Raw genomic sequence first — 18,681 nt, 5'->3', positions numbered from 1 at the left:
TCGAGGCCCCTGGGGGCGGACACCGCTTGGGGTACTAACAACTCGCAAAGCCAGATTGATGTTTGAGGCCTGATCAACATGGCGACCCGAGGCGCGAAGCCGAAACCCGAGCACCTGCGCCTCGTCGACGGCACCCATCGCAACACCCGTCATGGCGCTGCTGCGAAGGCTCGGGAGGCGGTTGAAGGCGCTGTCGAAGCCTTCGGGGTGCTGACGAAGCCGAAGCAGATGCGCGGCCATGCGGCCGATGCCTGGAAACGATACATCGCCCCGGCCGGCTGGCTGGACGCGTCGCGAGAGCCTGCTGCAATCGCCTTCTGCGAGCTGTGGGACGAGTTTCGATCGGCGCCGCTCAAGTTCCCGGCTGCCAAGCACGGTCAGCTGCGCGCCTACATGAGCGAGCTGGGCCTCACCGACGAGCGGAACCGGGTCGAGAAGGAAGACAAGCCCGGTGACGAGTTCTTCGACGACTGACCGTGCGACGGCCTACGCCGAGCGCGTCGTTTCCGGCGACCTCGTTGCGGGGCCGCATGTGCGCAATGCCTGCCGGCGACACCTGGACGACCTTAAGCGAGACGACCTTGTGTTCGATCCGGAGAGTGCCGCCCGCGCGCTGCGGTTCTTCGAGACGAAGCTGAAGCTGAGCGAGGGCCAGTTCGAGAACCGGCCGTTCGCATCCCAGCCGCCGCAGGACTTCATCATCGGGTCGCTGTTCGGCTGGCGACGGCTGGACGGGACGCGTCGTTTTCGACGGGCGTACATCGAACAGGGGAAGGGCAACGGCAAGTCCCCGCTCGCGGGTGGGATCGGCCTCTACGGTCTGATGGCCGACGGCGAGGCGGGCGCGGAAATCTACTCGGCCGGCGCGACAAAGGAGCAGGCTGGCATCCTCTTCCGCGACGCGGTGAAGATGGTCGGTAAGTCGCCGGATCTGGAGAAGCGCCTCAAGACGAGCGGCGGGCCCGGCCGAGAGTTCAACCTCGCATATCTCCGGAACGGATCGTTCTTTCGGCCCGTGTCGCGCGAGACGAAGAAGACCGGCTCGGGACCGCGCCCTCATTTCGCGCTGGTGGACGAGTTGCATGAGCATGCCGATGCCGGGATCATCGAGATCCTGGAGCGCGGCTTCAAGTTCCGCCGACAGCCGCTGCTGCTGATGATCACCAACAGCGGGTCCGATCGCAATTCGGTCTGTTGGGTGGAGCACGAGCATGCGGTCCGAGTGGCGGCCGGCAACGTCGACGCAAAGGACGACGATGCGCACTACCTCGGCGAGCGGATCGACGACACGACGTTCTCCTACGTCTGCGCGCTCGACCCCGGCGACGATCCGCTGAACGATCCGTCCTGCTGGGTGAAGGCAAACCCGCTGCTCGGCACGACGATCACGGAGGAATATCTGGCCGGCGTCGTCGCCCAGGCGAAGGCCATGCCCTCCAAGCTGAACGGTATCCTGCGGCTTCACTTCTGCACCTGGACGGAGGCGGAAACGGCGTGGATGACGCGGGCGGTACTGGAGCCAGCCCTCGACAATTTCGACCCGGCGCAATTCCGAGATCAGGACGTCTGGATCGGCTGCGACCTGTCGCAGAACAAGGACATTACGGCGCTCGCCGCGGTCGTGAAGACCGGCATGGTGACCGTGCGTGCCGAGCGCGATGGCAAGATGCAGGAGGTCGAGAAGCCCACCTTCGCAGCGTGGGTTGAGGCCTGGACGCCTGGGGACACGATCGCCGCCCGCGCGCTTCGCGACAAGCAGCCCTACGAGGAATGGGCGCGCGTCGGACATCTGCATGCGCCGAAGGGGGTCAGCATTCGCTTCGACCATGTGGCGCAAGCTCTGGCGGAATACACGAACGCCTACCGGGTGCAGTGCCTCGCCTACGATCGGTTCGCCTTCCGGCGCGGGTTCGAGCCCGAATGCGAGCGTCTCGGCATCGATGTCGAGTTCGTCGAGCATCCCCAAGGTGGCACGAAGAAGGGCAAGCCGAACGAGCCGATGAAGCAGGCGGCGGAAGCCGACGGGCGCGACCCGGAAGGCCTCTGGATGCCCGGCTCCGTTCGCGAGCTTGAGGACGCGCTTCTGGAAGGCCGGATCAGGATCCAGCGTAACCCGGTCCTGATCTCGGCGATGATGTCGGCGGTGACGGACGAGGATCGCTGGGGGAACTACTGGCTCGCGAAAGAGCGTGCCTCGAACAAGATCGACTGCGCGGTCGCCCTCGCGATGGCGTTGGGGGCTGCCGTTTCCTACGCCGGCACCGGCTTCGACGCCGACGACTGGATAGCGAGCTACGCATGAAACTGATCCAGCGTCTTCTCCGCCTTGGCGGCACCAAGGACATTGAACGCGTCAACGGGCGTCATGTATCGACGGAGAACGGCGACAACTTCGTCCGCAATCAAGTCAGCGTCGCCGACTATCGGGACCTCCAAGCAGCGCAGGGATCGAGCGCCATCGGCCTCGCAGCGACATGGGCATGCGTTCAGCTGATCGCCGGAACGATCGCATCCCTTCCGCTGATGGTCTACCGGACGGACGCGCAGGGTATCCGTCGGGTGGCGAAGGATCACCCGCTCTATTTCGTGCTCCACGACAGTCCGAACTTCGACCAGACCGCAGTCGATTTCTGGGAGGTCATGGCTGCCAGCCTCGAGCTGGAGGGGAACGCCTACGCCGACATCACCCGCCGCGCTGGCGGGGTCATCAATTCTCTGACGCCCATCCGACCGGATCTCGTCAAAGCTCGCCGCCGCGACGACGGGTCGATCGAGTACGAATGGACCGAGAACGGCAGCCGGGTGGTGCGCCGGGGCGAGGACGTCCTGCACATCCGCGGGCCACTCGGTGACGCTCTGTCCGGGGCATCGACGCTGTCGGTGTGCCGCAGCGTCTTCGAGGGAGCGGTGCACGCCGATGTCGCCGCAGCCTCGATGTTCAGGAACGGTGTAAACCCGAGCGGCATCCTGTCCACATCGGACACGGTTCGGTTGACCGGTCCCCAGCGTCAGGAACTCGAGGACAAGCTCCGTACGAAATACATGGGCTCGATCCGCCAAGGCACTCCGATGCTGCTGGATGGCGGGCTGAAATGGGTGCCGCTTTCGATCAATCCGGTCGACGCGCAGATGCTGGAAAGCCGGAAGTTCAGTGGCGAGCAGATCTGCACGGTGTTCGGTGTCCCGCCCGCGATGGTCGGCTTCGGCGACAAGGCCTCGAATTGGGGAACGGGCAAGGAAGTCGACGTCCTCGGCTTCCAGAAGTTCACGCTGCGCAAGCGGCTGAAGCGGATCGAGCAGGCGCTGACGAAACAGCTGGTGTCGCTGGCGGAGCGCCGGGCGCAGGGCATCACGATCGAGTTCAACCTCGAGGGCCTTCTGCGGGGTGACACCGCCAGCCGGTACGAGGCGCACGAGCGCGCGATCGGCATGGGCCTGATGACCCGCAACGAATGCCGGGCGCTAGAGAACCTGCCCCCGGTCGACGGTGGCGACGTCATCACGGTGCAGATGCAGGACATCCCGCTGGCACAGGCCATCAAGCCCAAGGCGGACGGCGAGGGCGGTTCGAGCCCGGCGGCCGCGCCGCAGGCTTAGGAGACGACGATGGACAAGACGACCGCTCCACTGCTCGAGATCAAGGCCCTGAAGGACAGCGGCGAGTTCGAAGGCTACGGATCGACTTTCGGCGGCGAGCCGGACGCCTATGGCGACGTCATTGCGGCGGGCGCCTACACCGACAGCCTCAAGTCGCATCAGGCCAAGGGCACGATGCCCAAGCTGTTCTGGCAGCACAATCCGAGCGAGCCGATCGGGAAGTGGCTGGATGCGAAAGAGGACGGGCACGGGCTGCTCCTCAAGGGCAAGCTGAACATGGACGTTCAGCGCGGCCGGGAAGCGCATGCGCTCCTGAAGGCGGGCGACATCGATGGTCTATCGATCGGCTACCGGATCAAGGAATACAGCGTCGACACCGAGACGAGCGTCTGGACGCTTGAGAAGCTCGACCTCGTCGAGGTCAGCATCGTGTCGGTCGGCGCCAACGAGAATGCGGTCGTGCAGAGCGTGAAGGCCGCCAAGGCTGCGCACGACCTTTTCGAACGACTGAAGGCCGGGGACCGGCTGACAGAGCGTGAGTTCGAGACCTGGCTCAAGGGATTGGGCCTGTCCAACTCGCAGGCGGAGCGCGCCGCGCGTCTCCACCTGAAGGGGCAGGGGGAACCTGCCGAAGCGGCTGACGACGGCGTCGCATTCCTGCGCGCCTTGAAGGGCTGAAAGCCCGCTTCAACCAGATCAGGAGGTTCCCATGTCGGAACAGAGGACCGCGGCCGAGCTGGCCGCCGAGGTCAAGCGCGACTTCGAAACCAAGCATGACAAGGTCAAGGAGATCGCCGAGAAGGCGCTTGCCGAGGCCGAGAAGGGCACGCCGCTGTCGAAGGCCGCCAAGGAACTGGCGGACGAGGCTCTGACCGGCATGAACGAGACCAAGGCGCGTCTCGACGAGCTGGAGCAGAAGCTGGCCCGCGGCGGTAGCGGCAACGAGGGCCCGCGCACGGCCGGCGAACGCTTCGTCGAGGACGAGCAGTTCAAGGCGTTCGCCGGCCAGACCCGTCCGCGCGGGCGCGTGCTGGTCGAGGTCAAGGACATCACTTCGCTTTCGACCGACGCGCCGGGATCTGCTGGCGCGCTGGTCAATTCCGACCGCCGCGGTCTTCAGGTCGAGCTTCCGCAGCGCCGACTGACGGTTCGATCGCTTCTGCTGCCTGGCCAGACGGCCGGTAATGCGATCGAGTACGAGCAGGAAAAGCTGTTCCAGAACAACGCGGCCCCCGTCGCCGAGGGTGTTCTCAAGCCGCAGTCCGAACTGCAGTTCGAGGATGCGACGGCCACCGTCCGGACCATCGCGCACTGGATGCGGACGTCGGTCCAGATCCTTGCCGACGCACCGGGCCTGCGTTCCATCATCGACCAGCGTTTGCGCTACGGCCTGTCGCTCGCCGAGGAGACCCAGCTTCTCAACGGCTCGGGCGCCGGTCAGAACCTGCTCGGCCTCGTGACGGCGGCGACGGCCTACGCGGCTGCGGGCAGCTTGTCGGCAACGACGCAGGTGGACATCGTCCGCCTGATGATCTTGCAGGTCGCGCTGGCCGAGTACCCGGCGAACGGCATCGTGATGAACCCGATCGACATGGCGGCCATCGAACTCTCGAAAGACGCTGGCGGCAACTACCTGATCGGCAATCCGCAGGGCACGATCCAGAAGAACCTCTGGGGCCTTCCGGTCGTCGAGACCCAGGCCATGGGCGTCGACAAGGCGCTCGTCGGCGCCTTCAACCTCGCTGCGCAGATCTTCGATCGTCAGGACGCCACCGTGGACGTCTCGACCGAGGACCAGGACAACTTCGTCAAGAACAAGGTGACGATCCGCGCCGAGGAACGCCTCGCACTCGCGATCTATCGTCGCCAGGCGCTGGTCTACGGCGATCTCGGCCGCGTCGCCAACAACTAAGCCGATCGGCTCATCACGAGGGGCGGGCCAAGTGCTCGCCCCTCTCATGAACCGAAGGAGCGAACCAATGATCAAAGCCATCACGATCAAACCTCTCGACGGCGATCCCAAGGGCACGGAGCGGGAGTTCGACAAGCCGGACTTCGAGCGCCTTGTCGCGCTTGGCGCAGTACGAGCTGCCGGAGAAGTCGAGGAAGAGGGCGAGAAGTCCGCCCCGAACGTCGCGAACAAGGTGGCTCCTTCGGTCGCGAACAAGGCAGCTCGCAAGCCCGCCGACAAGGCCTCCTGAGCCATGACCGTCGTCGTCATCGACAAGCCGGCGCCCATCGTGACGCCGGCTGACGTGCCGGGCGCTCATGCGGCAAATGACCCGCTGGTGACGATGATGATCGCGGCCGCTCAGGCGCACATCGACGGGCCGTCCGGTTGGCTGGGGCGATGCCTTGGAGTGCAGCTGCTCGAGTGGTGCGGGAGCGACTGGCCCTGGCCGGTCATACTGCCGTATCCGCCGCTGATCGAAGTTCTTGGCGTCCGCTACATCGACCCGGCGGGCGTGATGCAGACACTTCCCCCCGAAGATTTGATTGAGCTAGTCGATCTTCCTGACGTGCGTGGGGATCGTCACGATGTGAGGATCCTCTACCGAGCCGGTTATGACGATCCGCCGGCCAACGCGAAGGCTGCTGTCATCCTCATGGCGATGGGCCTCGCATCCACGACCGAGGCGAACGGCGGACTTCGCGCCTTCACGGTCGACGGCGCCTTCTCGCGCCAGTTCAACAGTCCGGAGCTCGTCGCCCGCGTCCGCACGCAAGCAGTCGAGAACCTGCTGCAGCCGCTCCGGGTGTTCTCGTGAGCGTCGCAGCCGAATATGCGGCGCTCTTCGAGATGGGCGGCCGGCGCGTCACGATCGAACGGCATGTCGACGGCGCCCCAGTCCAAGTCCCGAACGTGCGCGCGCGCATCCGAGGCGCAGGCGGCGATCCAGTCGAGGTCTCCGCCGGCAACAACTCGATCGAGCGTAAAATCCTGATCCTCGCGTCGGACGTGCCGGTGAGCTTCCGTCCGCTTCGCCAGAGTGACGACGTGCTCGTGGATGGTCTCCGCTTGACCTTCATCGGTCGTCCGGATGATCAGACGCACCGAGACGGTGACATGCTCCTGGCCTACGACGGTCTGGCAGTCGGCGCATGATGAAGCTTGAGGCGTTCAACCGGCAGGTTTCGGTCTTCACCAGCGACCTGAAGTCGCCGGCCGCGCGCTCGGCGCGCCTCGCCCAGGTTGCAGAGGACGGGATCACTGAGATCCGGCAGTCGAACCGCGCGCTGACCGGCGCCAATCCGACGCCACGCGTCTACGTCGACGGGCGGGAGGGCGCGCCGCTGGCGAGTGTCCGGCCCGACGGCGTGATCGTCGCCAACTTCGACCCGGTGCGCGGCGCCCTGGAGTGGATCGGAGAGCAGCTGATCCTGGAGAGCCCGCGACTGACCGGAAAGTATCAGCGCAGCCACGTCCTTGAGATCGACGGCGTCGCCTGGGACGCGATCGGCCCCATGCCGGACGGCGAGCGCTACGTTTTCCGCAACACGCAGCCTTATGCCCGGAAGATCGAGCCTCGCGAGCGCACTGTTTCCGAGCGGGCGTTCTTCGGCGACCGGCGCAAGTTCCGCAAGCACAAGCGAACCGACGTCGGCCAGTCCTATCAGGCACCGGACGGCGTCTATGCCGCTGTCGCCGTGGTGGCCCAGACCCGCTTCGGCGAGGTCGCCCGGATACTCTACACTCTGAACAACTACGACGCCGCGACGGGCTATTCCCATCCGGCCATTATCGTCTGGCCGTACTGATGGCGCACCCTTCGGTCATCTCCGCTGTGGAGGCGCGGCTGCGGGGCAGCTTCGACCGCTGTCCGATCGTGACCGAGAACGTTTCGTCCAGCATGCCCGACGACGGCGGCCCCTGGCTTCTTCTGGACTTCCCGTGGTCGCGATCGCAGTGGCAGAGCGATGACGAGTTCCTGGAGGAGGGTGGGTTCCGCCTGCGGCTCCACATCAAGGCCGGCCGGAGCACCGACGAGGGGCGCGGATGGCTTGAAGACCTCACGACACTGTTCCGCGGGACGGCGTTCGACGGGGTGCAGTGCTATGCGCCGCAGTCGCCCGCCTCGGACGACCGGAACGAGGTGGCTGGATACTTCCGCCTCGAGATCACCGTTCCCTACGCAACTGTCATCATCGGATAGGAGGCCATCATGGTCCAGGTCGCCAACATCTCGCACATCGTCCAGCGTCTCACCGACAAGGCGGGCGAGGTCCACGAGATCGAGCCCGGCGAGCACGCCACCATCGACATCGACAAGGATAATCCGCACGTCGAGGCGAAGGTGAACGCCCGCCTGATCGAGATCGGCGGCTCCGAGAAGCAGGCGGCGCGCGCGGCGCGCGAGAAGTCGCCCGTCACGGCCGGCGCCGAGAAGCCCACCGAATAGCGGTTCGCCGCTCCCGCATCTCGCATCCCGCGAGACCCATGGCCGCCCTCTGAGGCGGCTTTTTCTTTGCCATCGTCAGAAGGAACAAGGTCATGGCGAACAACCCCTTGCCGGTCGCGCGCACGCGCATTTCGATCGGCGGTGCAACGGCCGACTACACGCAGACCGCGCTCGCGGCCGACACATACAAGAAGATCGGCGGCGTCCGCTCGGTGCCCGGCACCGGCGACACCTACAACGACATCACGGTCGAGGAAGTCGAGGACGCCCGCGCCCGTCACGCCAAGGGCACCGCAAACGCCCAGGCGATGGACATCGTGTGCTCGCGGCGTGCCGGCGATGTCGGGCAGATCGCGTGCCAGGCGGCCGCCGACAGCCTCGCGTCGTTCAACTTCAAGATCGAAGAGCCGAACGCCGACGGCACCTTCTCGGTCACGTACATTTCCGCACTCGTCATGGGCAAGCCGCGCGGTCGCGGTGGTCCGAACGACACGCAGACGGTGACCTTCACCCTGCAGCCGAACGAGGCGCCGATCGAGGTCGTGACGCCCTAACAGCCTCTCTCGCGAGAGACGGGCGGGCGGCGTTGTCGGGGCGCCGTCCGTCCACCCCCGATCCCCGGCACCCATCCCGAACCCGGTAGGAACTTCCAATGTCCGCACAGACCCTTTCCGCTGGCGTCGTCATCACGCTGGGCGATGACGAGTATGAACTGAAGGCCAACCTCAAGGCCGCCACCGCCATCTCGAACCGTTTCGGCGGCTTCTCCAACGCCCTCGCTGCGGTCGCAGGCTCCGACCTCGCCGCAATCACGTTCGTCGTGCGCCAGGGCGTCCCCATGAGGGACGTGTCGAGCAAAGACCTAGAAGAGGCCGTGTGGCTCGCCGGCACCCGCCACCTGATGGGCGACGTGATGAGCTACGTCACTCGGCTCGCCAACGGCGGACGCGATCCCGACCTCGAAGCCGATGAGACCAAGCAGTCCGACGAGGGCGCAGAGGGAAACGGCTGATCACGCCTGAGGAGGCGTTGGAAAGCACCTACCGGGCGGCAATCGTCGCGCTGCCCGGCTGGACGGACGAGGCAATCGTCGAGTGCGACCTCGTCCGGCTGAACACGGCGATCAGGTCGGCGAACGACCGGATCGCGGCAGACTGGCGCCAGCGCGCTCGTCTTCGCGGGCATGACGTGCCCGAGCCTGAGGACGAGGCAGAACCGCAGACGGACGAAGAGTTCAATGCGCAGTTCCGACAGACGCTGGCTCGCTTCAAGCGCGCCGCAGCTGCGCCATCAGGAGAGCATCATGGCTGACGTCAGCTACGCAGAGGCCGGAAGCGGTCGCGTATCACATATCCGGCTACAGGAAGGCGAAACCGTATGGGGTTCGGCAGCGCCCGCGCTGGAGCCGATGCACTGGCTGCCTCTCGCCAAGGGGCGCTATGCCGACGTACCCGTGACCGGGACCAACGGCGAGACTTACCTCGTGATTAACTTCGAGGTGCCGATCGACCGGCAGGTGAAGCAGCTTCTGTCGGCCAAGCCAGGGGCCGGCCCCTTCGCGGTCCAGCCCGAGCAGATTAAGGCGGCGATCAAGCGCCTTGAGGCGAAGCTGGCCCTCGAGGCTCTGAGAGCCACAGCCGAACCGGTCGTCAAGTCCGGCCGTATCGTCGACGCGATGATCATCGACGAGCGCGAGAACGTCTATCAGCTCGGATCGAGCCCTGTTCTCGCGATCATGGACGGCGACGTCGTCCTGGAACCGTCCTGTTACGACATTCGGCCGGCCGACGGCACGATCCGGCTGAAACGGCCGCCAGCGTTCGGGATCAGGCTTCTGGTGCCGTAGGAACCGGGCCGAGATAGGTCTGATGGATTGCCCGAGCCACGCTCAGGGTGATCGGCGGATGTGAATACCCTTCGTCCTTCATGCCGAGCATCGTGACGATTTTCTTGATCTGCTCCGCGCCCTCTGCACTGGAGGCGTAGTAGCTTCTGGTGAGCTTGACGGCTTCAAGAGCCGAAATGCACCGATCGATGTCGCTGTAATCTGCCATGCGTCGTCCTCCGTTGACGCATCACACTCTCAGAGGGTGCTGATCTGAACCTGAAGGCCGGTGGGTTCGCTCACCGGCCTTCTTTCAATCGAAAATGTGCTCTAGCCCAGTTGGTATGCCCACACGTTTGCATTCGCGTAGCTGAACGGCTTTTTCGGCAGTCAGCTGACCGACCCGATAAGCGTTCGCAGCTTCGGAACAGGCTTGGAACAAAGCGACCTCGGCATCCTCGGCTTCTTGCCGCGCCGACGCCGCGGTGTAGCGGTCCCAGCTATAAAACGCGACGAACCCGATCACGGCCACACAGGCGACTGAGACTAACGCTTTGAACCACATGTGCCCCTCCCTTCGGTGGGCAGCTTGATACACGAGGCTCACCTTCCGGTGGGCCTTTTTCTTTGAGGTCTCCATGGCCAACCAAACCATCACGACCGCGACCTTCCGAGCTGAAGAGCAGGGGGTCGATGCCGTCGCCTCCAAGCTCGACAAGCTTAAGGGAGCGGCGGGTGGCGCGGCGCGGGGCGTAGACGAGTTCGCCCGCACTTCTGACACCTCCGCGAAACGGATCGGAACCGTCGAACGCGAGGTCGACCGCCTCCAGCGCCAGTTGGCTGGTGCACCCGCGGCGTGGGCCGCATATGAGCGCGGCATGCGTGCGGCGACGAACGGCCTGGATGCCGGGCGACTGACGGTCGAGCAATACGGCCGCTCGATCCAGCAGCTACAGCAGCAGTTGCAGCGCGTCGTTGCCCCCAACTTGCGCATGGACGTTGATGCGACAGGTTTGTCCTCGCTTCTGGGAAGCACGCAGAAGGTTTCGGCTGCACAACGCGAGGCCGCGACACAGACACTTCGGAACGCCCAGGCGCAAGAGGCTGCGATCAAAGCCCAGGCCGACGCGCAGACGCAGCTTGCCGCTGCTGCCGCCAAGCTGCGCGCCGAGATCGACCCAGTCGCCGTGGCCCAAGGGCGGCTGAACGCCGAGCTCGATCAGTACAACGCTCTTGCCCGCGCCGGGGCTATCGACAGCAGCGAGTTGGCGAAGGGTCATGCCCTGGCGAACGCGCGGTTCAAGGACGCGACGAAGAACCTCACGGCGGCGAACGAGAACCTTCAGCTTGCCGGCCACCAGATGTCGAACCTGAGGTCGCAGGGGATCGACATCGCAACGATGTATGCCGGCGGCGCTTCCATCGGCCAGATCGCTGCGACGCAAAGCGGCCAGATTTTCGAGGCGATCGCCGGCCAAAATGGGTTCAAGCAGGGCCTGAAGGAGATCGCCGGTTCCGCCCGCAGCGCGTTCGGCACCGTCGTCTCCGCCCTTGGACCGGTCGGCATTGGCCTGACGGCGGCGTCGGTCGCGGCCGCCGGGCTTTGGTACACCTTCCGCGAGAAGGTCGAGCCGATCGGCAACATCGTCGAGAAACAGGCGGAGAGCATCCGGGCGCTACGTCAGGCGTACGGGCTGGCGGAGGAAGGGGCCGACAAATACGGACGCCGTTCCATCGAAGCAATTCGGGCAAGTGCCGAGGCGAGGGTTCGTGAGGGGACGAAAAGCCAAGCGCGATCCGCCAGTGACGTACTGGAAAGCTTCGCCCCATTCGACGCGACTGGTCTGTCCCGTCGCACGGCCCCAGCGCTGGTCGACCTGAAGAAGGCAGCCGACGCGTTTCGGGCTTCTGTCTCGGCGGGCAATCCCGATTTCTTCGAACTCCATAGGGCACTTGGTGCAATCCAGTCGTCGACTGCGGATAAGGCGATCATCGCCTTTGCAAAGGCGACCCAGGAAAGCATCGAAGCCAACGTCACGGCCCAGCAGACCCTTGCTGGCACCAAGCGTTCGCTCGACAGCGTAGCAGTAGCCGCAGATCGGATGGCCGCCGCCTACGGTCGAGCGATGGGCGAGCTAACGTCCATGGCGCCAGACGCGCGCACCGAGGCCGAGCGCATCAACGCGGCATTCCAAGCGGCCGCTGATAGCGCTCGCACGATGGGTCAAGTCCAGGCCGCGGTCGCGGCGGCGAACGCGGCCATGAAGCCGATTACCGACGCGGCCAACGACAATCTACGCGAAGAGCGAGCAAAGCGTGCCGCCATTGGGCTCTCCGAAGAGGCGGCGGCCATTGCCGAGGTGAATGCGCGCTACGAAAAGCTGAAGGAGAGCGTCGCAGGGAACGCCGACGCCATCGCTGCCTACGATGCCGCCCAGCAAGAGGCCACGGCCGCCGTGCGCGAGCAGGCCAAGCACGACGCCGGCTTGAAGCGCGCCGAGGACGCGAAGGCCTACCTGAAGGCAGTGGAAGACCAGCGTACGGCCACCCTGGATCAGGTGGAGGCGATGCGCCGGCAGGTCGATATGTTCGGCCAGTCTGAAGGCGCCATGGCTTCGGCCGAAGCCCGCACGCGCATGCTGGCGGACGCCTACCGGCTGGCGCGGGAAAACAATCAGGTCGTCACCCCTGCCCAGGTCGCCGAGATCGAGGCGGCGGCGGCCGAGATCGGAACCCTGACCGACAGCTTGACGAAGCTGCGCGAGACGCAGGAGCAGGCCAAGCGGGTCAGCACAGCGTTCGACGATCTCGCCTTCGAAAGGTCCATCCTTGGCCTACCGGAAGCCGAGCAGCGCGTCCGCGAGTTCGTCCGGAGCACGGGGGTCGATTACACCAGCGCCAACGGGCAACGTCTCGCCGAAGAGCGTCGGTTCAACGATGCGCTGATCGAGACGCAGGACCGCCTTCAAGAAACCGGGGAGATCGGCCGCGACGCCTTGAGGGACATCGTCGACGGCTTCATGTCGGGCGAGAACGCGATCGACAGCATTCTCGGCGGTCTGAAAAACATGGCCCAGGCGTTCGCGCGGATCGGGTTGGAAAAGCTCGTCGGCGCATTCTCCGGAGGGTCGCCATCGTCGGGTTCGGGCGGCGGCCTTCTAGGTGCTCTCGGCACCCTCACTGCGAACGCCCCCCGCACTGCCGCAAACCAGAACGCCCCCGCATTCGGCGCCACCCGCGCCATCGAACAGACCTATGCCGCACCGATCGCGACGGTTCAGCGGAGCGTTCTTCCCGCGCTCACGAGTTTTTCCGGCGAACTAAACGCTGCGGCGAAGGCCATCCGCACGATCGAGAGCGGCTCGCCGGCCGGCAACTATTCCGCGCTCGGCCCGATCACGCGCACCGGCGACCGGGCCTACGGCGCTTATCAGATGATGGGCGCGAACATCCCGCAGTGGTCGAAGGAGGCGCTCGGGCGCGTCGTCTCCAACGTCGAGTTCCTTGGCAGCAAGAATATCCAGGATGCGGTGTTCAAGAGCCGCTTCGGGGATCGGTACGCAACGAAGTACGGCATGGTCGGGGCTTCGCAGGCATGGTTCGCCGGCGAAGGTGGGATGCGCAATCTTGCGGCGAAGGACGTCGTCGGCACATCCGTCAGCGGCTACAGCTCCAAGTTCGCCTCGCTGTTCAACAAGCACCTCGGCAGCACCAACGTCGCCTCGTCCACCAACGATCAGAAGATCGTTGCCAAGGGCGTATCCCAAGGCCTCGAGGATTATCAGCGGAAGCTCGGCGGCCCGGAGAGCTACACCAGCGGCCGGTTCGATGCAGGGGCGCCGCAGTCCGCGTCGGGCAGCACGGGCGGCCTGATGGGACTGCTGAAGTCGCCGTTCGGCCAGGGGGCTATGAACGCCTTGGGCGCTTTCGGCTCCGGTGCGTCGGGTGGGCCTTTGTCGGGGGCTCTGTCCGGCGGTCTCGGCGCAATAGGCATGGGCCTCGGCCCGGTCGGCATCATCGCGGGCATCGGCGCTGGCGTGCTCGGCGGTCTCGCCAAGAACCTCTTCAACAAGAAGGAGCGCGAAGCCGCGCACCGGCAGCAGGCCGCTGAGTGGGAGCAGATGCTTCCGCAGTGGCGCGAGTACCAGGAGCGCATGAAGTCGGGCGCTGTCCCGACCAGCAACCTGCGCAAGAGCTTCGCGGCCGACGACCAGGCGCTGTCCGATTTCATGCGGGTCGGCGGCAAGGCATGGAAATACGGCAGCGAAAACAGCACCGCGTTGCACTACCAAGTCGGCCTCGATCGCTACGCCTATCAGAACCGGGCGAAGTCCGCGTTCCGCGACAGCTTCGAGACGAACGAGGGCGGTCTCCTGGCGGGTCAGGGTCTTGAAGGCCCGTGGGCGAAGGCGCGCGACGCAATCCGGCAGGCGTCCGAAACGCTCCTGACCTTTGTCGACGACACGTCCGTCGCGTTCGGCGATGCGGCCGCCGAGGTGGATCGCGCCAAGAAGGCCGGTGTCGAGCAGCTGCGCGCGGCCCTTCGCGGGTCCGAAGACCTGACGGAGGTCCAGAGCAACGTCCTGGCGTTGGAAGGCGCTGCGGCGGCTCTGCGCACCGAACTGGTCAAGCTCGGCGTCGCCAGCGAGGACGTCGCGCGGATCGTCGAGGAAGACCTGACCTTCGCCATGACGAAGGCTCGCAGCGACTTCGAAACGGGCCTGCGCGACCAGCTCGACGACCTGAACGGGGAGGGCTACCTCACGCAGGCGCGCGACCTGATCAAGACGTTCGACAAGTCGAAGGAGGACGCCGCCAAGCTCGGCGCGGACACGTCGCTGCTGCCGACCATCTTCGCCAAGCAGGCGCAGCGGATCGTCGACGGGTCCGAACTGGCGGGCGACGCGTTCGATGCGCTGATCAAGGCCTTTCCGCAGCTGTCCGGCGTTGTGAAGGCCTTCAACGGCACGGCGCGCACCGCGGCGGAGTTGGCGCAGGACGCCAGGGACGCGGCGCTCGCCTCGCTCGACGCGTCGAAGTCGCAGCTGCAAAGCGTCTATCAGACGATCCTCAGCTACCGCGACGGGCTGCGTTCCTACCAGAGCCAGCTGAAGCTCAGCGACAGCTCGACCCTGAGCCAAGCCGACCAGGTGAAGGAGGCCCAGCGGGTCTACGGCGAAACGCTGGCGAAGGCCAACGCGGGCGACAAGGAGGCAATGGGCAACCTGACCGGCGCGGCCGGCGACCTTCTGTCGAAGGCCAAGGATTACTTCAAGACGAGCCCGGAATACGTCGCCATCTTCAACAGCGTCAGCGCGTCGCTGAAGGCGGCCGAGGGCAAGGCGACTAGCCAGCTCACCACCATGGAGAAGCAGGCGGCGTTCCTGAAGACGATCGCCGACACCAGCGTAAACGTAGAGAAGGCGCTCGCGGATTTACTGAAGAGCCAGCAGGCCGTCAACGACACCCGCAATTGGGGCCTGAACCCCCAACGCAACAAGGCCATGGTCAAGGCGGCGAGCGCCGCCGGCTACGACTACACGGGCGCTTTCGGTTCAGGCGGATGGAACGCATGGATTTCGTCCATGAAGCCGTCCGATCAGGCCATCCTGCGCGCAATTGAGCAGCGCTATGCGGGCATGAACTACGATGCCGGCGGCTACACGGGGCCGGGCGGCCGCAAAGAGGTGGCCGGTCTCGTCCATCGAGGCGAAGTCGTTTGGAACCAGGATGACGTGGCGCGAGCTGGTGGTGCGCAGAAGGTCGACGCAATGCGCCTCGGTCTCGTTCGTGACCCGTACCCCCGGACTGAGATGCTTCGGCGCACGGCGGCCAATCTAAACGGCCAGAGCGGCTTCGCCTCACGAGGCGACATGCGCGACGTCACCATGCGGCTCGACCGTATCGTGGACACGCTGGCCGAGGGGTTCGGCGGATCGATTGACGCCACCAATCGCATGTCCAGCGCGGCGGAACAGGCAGCCTTCGCGTCACGGCGCGCTGCGATCAAGTCGAAGAAGAGCGCATGATCATCCTGGTTGAGATCGACGCCGTCGACGAGACGACTGGCGCGGCGGAGACGTTGCGCTTTGGCTCCAAGCCCTACACGACAGAGCCTGGCGACACGCCGGCCAACGCGGTGTTCCGGTCTCGGCTCAAAGACCCCGGAAACTTCGAGCGGCATCTCTTCGGCGAGGGGCGGACCTACGGTTCGAGCGAGGTGGGCGTCGGCGAGGTCGTCCTGAACAATGCCGACGGCAAGCTTGACGGGATCGAACGCCTGGCGCTCGACGGACGAGCAATCCGCATCTGGTCGGTGAAGCGATCAAACAGCCCGTGGGCTTCGCGCGAGACGGTGCTGATCGGCACCATGGACCTCGCCAGCTTCAACGGCCGGGACGTGCAGATCCGGCTCATGGATCGGTTGGAACTCCTGCGCGAGGCGATCCAGCCGCTCGCCTATCTCGGCACGACGATCAACGGTGGGCTTACGGTTGCCGAGGGTAACGTCGACCTCAAGGACGTGAAGAAGCCGATGCTGTTCGGCCGGGCGCTGTCAATCGCGCCCGTCATGGTCGACCAGTTCGACAATGTCTATCAAGTCGCGAGCAACGCCCTGGCGCTGATCGAGAACGTGCGCGACGGCGGCGTGAAGCTACAGGCCTCGCAGGACTATCCGACCCTAGCCGCGCTGAAGGCTGCGACGGTGGCAGCAGGCCAGTACGCCACCTGTCTCGCGCTCGGTCTCCTGCGCACAGGCTTGCGACCTGACGGTACGCTGACGTTGGACGCGGCAGAAGGTGCGACGGCGGCCGACCGCTCTACGGCGCGGGTTTCTCGACGCATCCTCGGCTCGCTAGTTCCCGTCGACGAAGCGTCCTTCGACGCACTCCACGCGGCCAACCCTGCCGAATGTGGCCTGTGGATCAGCCAGGGCGAGACAACTGTCTTGGCAGCGGCCACGACGATACTCGCGTCGGTCGGCGGCTGGCTCCTGCCGGATCGCTTCGGCGTGTTCGTGACGGGCCGCCTTGAACTGCCGGCCGGCGTGCCGGTTACGGTCCTGACGCGCAATCGGATCATCGATCGAGGCGAGGGGTTCGCCCGCCTGCCGACGGAGGACACGGGCGAGGGGATGGCAGCAAAAAGCCTGACCGTTCGTTTTGGGCGGGCCTACACGACGTTTTCTGAGAGCGACCTGAAAGAGGTCGCCAGCGACGACGCCTTCCGCACCTTCGCGAAGGAGGAGTGGCGTCAAGTGAAGGTTGAGGCACCCGAGACCGCCGCGCTCCATCCGCGCGCGATCGAGATGCTGTTCGAGACCTGTTTCGTTCAGGAGGCAGATGCGCGAGCCGAGGCGGATCGGCTGCTTGCGATCTACCGCGTGACGCGCCGCCGCTTCCAGATCGTCCAGGCGAGCCAGACGGTCGCCCATGTCGAGCCGGGGGCCTGCGTCACATTGCAGGTGAACCGCTACGGCCTCGATGAAGGACGATTGGCCCGCGTGCTCGGCATCGCTCCGACCTACGGAACCAACCTCACCACGCTGGACGTCTGGGCATGAACGATCCCCGCATCCTGAAGCTGTATTACGACAACAAGTCGGACCTGGCCTACGCCGGCCGCTTCGGTCAGATCCCAGGTGCGACATTGTCTGGCGGGGAGTGGGTGATCCCGCTCGCCAACCTGCAGGACCCCGAACTCGGGCTGATCGCGCGCTCTGCGTCGGCTTCGCCGGACGATGCGCGCTTTACCATCACCTTCACCAACCTGACCAAGCTGTCGGCGTTCTTTCTCTGCAACACGAGCCTGTCGATCTCAGCCCAGATCGGATTGACCGGATACTACGATGTCGGGCGCACAGACATCGCGTTCGAGACGGTGTTCGACGCCTACCCCACAATCGGCGCCGAGCCTGGGCTTGAGTGGGGCGACGAGACGATCTGGGATCAGAAGGCGCGGTCGAAGGATCTTGAGGGCCTGACGCAGAACGCTTTCACGATTTTCGATGACGACGTGCGCGTCTCGGCGCTGGATGTGCAGATCTTCGACGAAGACAACCCTGACGGCTTCATCGACCTTGGCCGGCTGCTGTGCATGTCCGGTTGGCAGCCAGCGCGCAACCCGCTGATCGGTAGTTCACTTGGCATTGAGACCGACACGACGGTCGAGAAGTCGATGTCCGGCGCGGAGAGCTTCGACCGACGTGAGCCGTTCCGGGTCTACCAGCTGAACTACGGCTATCTGCCCGAGCAGGAGACGCTGGATCAGGGCCTAGAGATGGGCCGTCGTATCGGGGTCGACGGCGAGGTGTTCGTTGTCAACGACTTCCGGCCAGCCAACCTGCACCGGCTCAGCTTCCTCGCGCGACTGCGCCAGCCGCCTACGTGGGAGCGCTCCGCCCCGCGCTTGGCCAACATCTCCTTCCAACTCAAGGAACGGCTTCCATGAGCCTGACGCCCGACGAAAACGCATCCGGCGACCGCCTGCTTCAAGTCAACGACGCCCCATGGGATCGGCTCAAGAACATCTTCGGCTTGGGGCGAGATGGTTACAGCCGCGGCGTGTTCACCGGGGCGCTGACGGACTTCGTGCGGTTCGCCCAAGGCGTGGTTCGTGTATCGGCGAGCGCCTTGGCTGAGATCAAGAGCATCGCTGATCGCTTCGAAGCTGCCGTCGCGGCGATTGAGGCTGGGCCAGTGACCAGCGTCAACGGACAGTCCGGCGCCGTCGTCATCGACCTATCGACTATCTCGGCGGAGGTCGAGGCGCAACTCGCCGAACTGGAGGCAGCGCAAGACGCCTTCTCCGCACGCATCGCATCCACCAACGCTTATTCTCTCGCCTTCGGAGGCTAAA

Annotated in this window: 21 protein-coding genes; 19 read left to right on the top strand and 2 right to left on the bottom strand. The window is 65.3% G+C overall.

The window, feature by feature from the left end:
* Window positions 1–78: 78 nt before the first annotated feature.
* The 15 genes from AUL34_RS01695 to AUL34_RS01625 all read left to right on the top strand — a co-directional run bounded on the left by AUL34_RS01695 (window position 79) and on the right by AUL34_RS01625 (window position 9,843).
* Window positions 79–474, top strand: a complete 396-nt coding sequence (locus AUL34_RS01695; protein ID WP_061930162.1) for a hypothetical protein — start codon at window positions 79–81, stop codon at window positions 472–474.
* Complete coding sequence (locus AUL34_RS01690) at window positions 452–2,302, top strand: terminase large subunit (RefSeq protein WP_061930159.1); 1,851 nt, start codon at window positions 452–454, stop codon at window positions 2,300–2,302. The genes AUL34_RS01695 and AUL34_RS01690 overlap by 23 nt, the downstream gene beginning before the upstream one ends.
* Window positions 2,299–3,597: a phage portal protein gene (locus AUL34_RS01685; RefSeq protein ID WP_082653074.1), complete on the top strand. Its 1,299-nt coding sequence runs from the start codon at window positions 2,299–2,301 to the stop codon at window positions 3,595–3,597. Before AUL34_RS01690 ends, AUL34_RS01685 begins: the two co-directional genes overlap by 4 nt.
* 9 nt (window positions 3,598–3,606) lie before the next feature.
* The gene (locus AUL34_RS01680; RefSeq protein WP_061930156.1) at window positions 3,607–4,275 is read left to right on the top strand and encodes an HK97 family phage prohead protease; all 669 of its coding nucleotides are present in this window, start codon (window positions 3,607–3,609) and stop codon (window positions 4,273–4,275) included.
* 31 nt (window positions 4,276–4,306) lie between these two features.
* Window positions 4,307–5,509, top strand: a complete 1,203-nt coding sequence (locus tag AUL34_RS01675; protein ID WP_061930153.1) for a phage major capsid protein — start codon at window positions 4,307–4,309, stop codon at window positions 5,507–5,509.
* Window positions 5,510–5,576: 67 nt separating this feature from the next.
* Complete coding sequence (locus AUL34_RS01670; RefSeq protein WP_061930150.1) at window positions 5,577–5,798, top strand: hypothetical protein; 222 nt, start codon at window positions 5,577–5,579, stop codon at window positions 5,796–5,798.
* A 3-nt stretch (window positions 5,799–5,801) separates the two neighbouring features.
* Window positions 5,802–6,365, top strand: coding sequence for a hypothetical protein (locus AUL34_RS01665; RefSeq protein ID WP_061930147.1), 564 nt, complete (start codon window positions 5,802–5,804; stop codon window positions 6,363–6,365).
* Window positions 6,362–6,703, top strand: a complete 342-nt coding sequence (locus tag AUL34_RS01660) for a hypothetical protein (RefSeq protein ID WP_061930144.1) — start codon at window positions 6,362–6,364, stop codon at window positions 6,701–6,703. The genes AUL34_RS01665 and AUL34_RS01660 overlap by 4 nt, the downstream gene beginning before the upstream one ends.
* Window positions 6,700–7,356: a hypothetical protein gene (locus AUL34_RS01655; RefSeq protein WP_061930142.1), complete on the top strand. Its 657-nt coding sequence runs from the start codon at window positions 6,700–6,702 to the stop codon at window positions 7,354–7,356. Before AUL34_RS01660 ends, AUL34_RS01655 begins: the two co-directional genes overlap by 4 nt.
* Complete coding sequence (locus AUL34_RS01650) at window positions 7,356–7,751, top strand: phage tail terminator-like protein (protein WP_061930140.1); 396 nt, start codon at window positions 7,356–7,358, stop codon at window positions 7,749–7,751. The genes AUL34_RS01655 and AUL34_RS01650 overlap by 1 nt, the downstream gene beginning before the upstream one ends.
* A gap of 9 nt (window positions 7,752–7,760) precedes the next feature.
* Window positions 7,761–7,997 (top strand): hypothetical protein, encoded by a 237-nt coding sequence (locus tag AUL34_RS01645; RefSeq protein ID WP_061930137.1) that lies wholly within the window; start codon window positions 7,761–7,763, stop codon window positions 7,995–7,997.
* 92 nt (window positions 7,998–8,089) lie between these two features.
* Window positions 8,090–8,551 (top strand): hypothetical protein, encoded by a 462-nt coding sequence (locus tag AUL34_RS01640; protein ID WP_061930135.1) that lies wholly within the window; start codon window positions 8,090–8,092, stop codon window positions 8,549–8,551.
* 98 nt (window positions 8,552–8,649) lie between these two features.
* Entirely contained in the window at window positions 8,650–9,009 is a 360-nt protein-coding gene (locus AUL34_RS01635; protein WP_061930133.1) for a hypothetical protein, read from the top strand.
* Between the two features lie 17 nt (window positions 9,010–9,026).
* Window positions 9,027–9,308 (top strand): hypothetical protein, encoded by a 282-nt coding sequence (locus AUL34_RS01630; protein ID WP_061930130.1) that lies wholly within the window; start codon window positions 9,027–9,029, stop codon window positions 9,306–9,308.
* Window positions 9,301–9,843 carry a hypothetical protein gene (locus tag AUL34_RS01625; RefSeq protein ID WP_156420731.1) on the top strand — a complete coding sequence of 181 codons (543 nt, stop codon included), beginning with the start codon at window positions 9,301–9,303 and terminating at the stop codon, window positions 9,841–9,843. Before AUL34_RS01630 ends, AUL34_RS01625 begins: the two co-directional genes overlap by 8 nt.
* Here AUL34_RS01625 and AUL34_RS01620 read toward each other — a convergent pair.
* Both AUL34_RS01620 and AUL34_RS01615 read right to left on the bottom strand, forming a co-directional pair.
* A complete protein-coding gene (locus AUL34_RS01620) occupies window positions 9,824–10,051 on the bottom strand; it encodes a hypothetical protein (protein WP_061930124.1) in 228 nt (75 codons plus the stop codon). The two genes, AUL34_RS01625 and AUL34_RS01620, sit on opposite strands and share 20 nt — an antisense overlap.
* Before the next feature lie 84 nt (window positions 10,052–10,135).
* The gene (locus AUL34_RS01615) at window positions 10,136–10,387 is read right to left on the bottom strand and encodes a hypothetical protein (protein ID WP_156420730.1); all 252 of its coding nucleotides are present in this window, start codon (window positions 10,385–10,387) and stop codon (window positions 10,136–10,138) included.
* A 73-nt stretch (window positions 10,388–10,460) separates the two neighbouring features.
* Between AUL34_RS01615 and AUL34_RS01610 the strand changes: the two genes are divergently transcribed.
* Genes AUL34_RS01610 through AUL34_RS01595 form a run of 4 tightly spaced genes read left to right on the top strand, consistent with a single transcriptional unit; the run spans window position 10,461 to window position 18,680 of the window.
* Entirely contained in the window at window positions 10,461–15,851 is a 5,391-nt protein-coding gene (locus tag AUL34_RS01610) for a phage tail length tape measure family protein (RefSeq protein WP_061930117.1), read from the top strand.
* A complete protein-coding gene (locus AUL34_RS01605) occupies window positions 15,848–17,386 on the top strand; it encodes a hypothetical protein (RefSeq protein WP_061930114.1) in 1,539 nt (512 codons plus the stop codon). The genes AUL34_RS01610 and AUL34_RS01605 overlap by 4 nt, the downstream gene beginning before the upstream one ends.
* Window positions 17,383–18,273, top strand: coding sequence for a hypothetical protein (locus AUL34_RS01600; RefSeq protein ID WP_061930111.1), 891 nt, complete (start codon window positions 17,383–17,385; stop codon window positions 18,271–18,273). The genes AUL34_RS01605 and AUL34_RS01600 overlap by 4 nt, the downstream gene beginning before the upstream one ends.
* Window positions 18,270–18,680, top strand: coding sequence for a hypothetical protein (locus tag AUL34_RS01595; protein ID WP_061930108.1), 411 nt, complete (start codon window positions 18,270–18,272; stop codon window positions 18,678–18,680). The genes AUL34_RS01600 and AUL34_RS01595 overlap by 4 nt, the downstream gene beginning before the upstream one ends.
* Window position 18,681: the final 1 nt, after the last annotated feature.

Origin of the sequence: Aureimonas sp. AU22 (genome assembly GCF_001463745.1) — a bacterium.
In the GTDB taxonomy this organism is placed as follows: domain Bacteria; phylum Pseudomonadota; class Alphaproteobacteria; order Rhizobiales; family Rhizobiaceae; genus Aureimonas.
Note: the sequence above shows the minus strand (reverse complement) of the source record. Positions and strands in the feature narration are given on the sequence as shown.

What these genes read in the sequence shown, in the direction of transcription:
- AUL34_RS01650 (WP_061930140.1), top strand. Translation starts at nt 7,356, where the DNA reads ATGGCGCACCCTTCGGTCATCTCCGCTGTGGAGGCGCGGCTGCGGGGC.
- AUL34_RS01685 (WP_082653074.1), top strand. Translation starts at nt 2,299, where the DNA reads ATGAAACTGATCCAGCGTCTTCTCCGCCTTGGCGGCACCAAGGACATT.
- AUL34_RS01675 (WP_061930153.1), top strand. Translation starts at nt 4,307, where the DNA reads ATGTCGGAACAGAGGACCGCGGCCGAGCTGGCCGCCGAGGTCAAGCGC.
- AUL34_RS01620 (WP_061930124.1), bottom strand. Translation starts at nt 10,051, where the DNA reads ATGGCAGATTACAGCGACATCGATCGGTGCATTTCGGCTCTTGAAGCC.
- AUL34_RS01595 (WP_061930108.1), top strand. Translation starts at nt 18,270, where the DNA reads ATGAGCCTGACGCCCGACGAAAACGCATCCGGCGACCGCCTGCTTCAA.
- AUL34_RS01605 (WP_061930114.1), top strand. Translation starts at nt 15,848, where the DNA reads ATGATCATCCTGGTTGAGATCGACGCCGTCGACGAGACGACTGGCGCG.
- AUL34_RS01600 (WP_061930111.1), top strand. Translation starts at nt 17,383, where the DNA reads ATGAACGATCCCCGCATCCTGAAGCTGTATTACGACAACAAGTCGGAC.
- AUL34_RS01615 (WP_156420730.1), bottom strand. Translation starts at nt 10,387, where the DNA reads ATGTGGTTCAAAGCGTTAGTCTCAGTCGCCTGTGTGGCCGTGATCGGG.
- AUL34_RS01640 (WP_061930135.1), top strand. Translation starts at nt 8,090, where the DNA reads ATGGCGAACAACCCCTTGCCGGTCGCGCGCACGCGCATTTCGATCGGC.
- AUL34_RS01680 (WP_061930156.1), top strand. Translation starts at nt 3,607, where the DNA reads ATGGACAAGACGACCGCTCCACTGCTCGAGATCAAGGCCCTGAAGGAC.
- AUL34_RS01610 (WP_061930117.1), top strand. Translation starts at nt 10,461, where the DNA reads ATGGCCAACCAAACCATCACGACCGCGACCTTCCGAGCTGAAGAGCAG.
- AUL34_RS01635 (WP_061930133.1), top strand. Translation starts at nt 8,650, where the DNA reads ATGTCCGCACAGACCCTTTCCGCTGGCGTCGTCATCACGCTGGGCGAT.
- AUL34_RS01625 (WP_156420731.1), top strand. Translation starts at nt 9,301, where the DNA reads ATGGCTGACGTCAGCTACGCAGAGGCCGGAAGCGGTCGCGTATCACAT.
- AUL34_RS01655 (WP_061930142.1), top strand. Translation starts at nt 6,700, where the DNA reads ATGATGAAGCTTGAGGCGTTCAACCGGCAGGTTTCGGTCTTCACCAGC.
- AUL34_RS01695 (WP_061930162.1), top strand. Translation starts at nt 79, where the DNA reads ATGGCGACCCGAGGCGCGAAGCCGAAACCCGAGCACCTGCGCCTCGTC.
- AUL34_RS01645 (WP_061930137.1), top strand. Translation starts at nt 7,761, where the DNA reads ATGGTCCAGGTCGCCAACATCTCGCACATCGTCCAGCGTCTCACCGAC.
- AUL34_RS01665 (WP_061930147.1), top strand. Translation starts at nt 5,802, where the DNA reads ATGACCGTCGTCGTCATCGACAAGCCGGCGCCCATCGTGACGCCGGCT.
- AUL34_RS01670 (WP_061930150.1), top strand. Translation starts at nt 5,577, where the DNA reads ATGATCAAAGCCATCACGATCAAACCTCTCGACGGCGATCCCAAGGGC.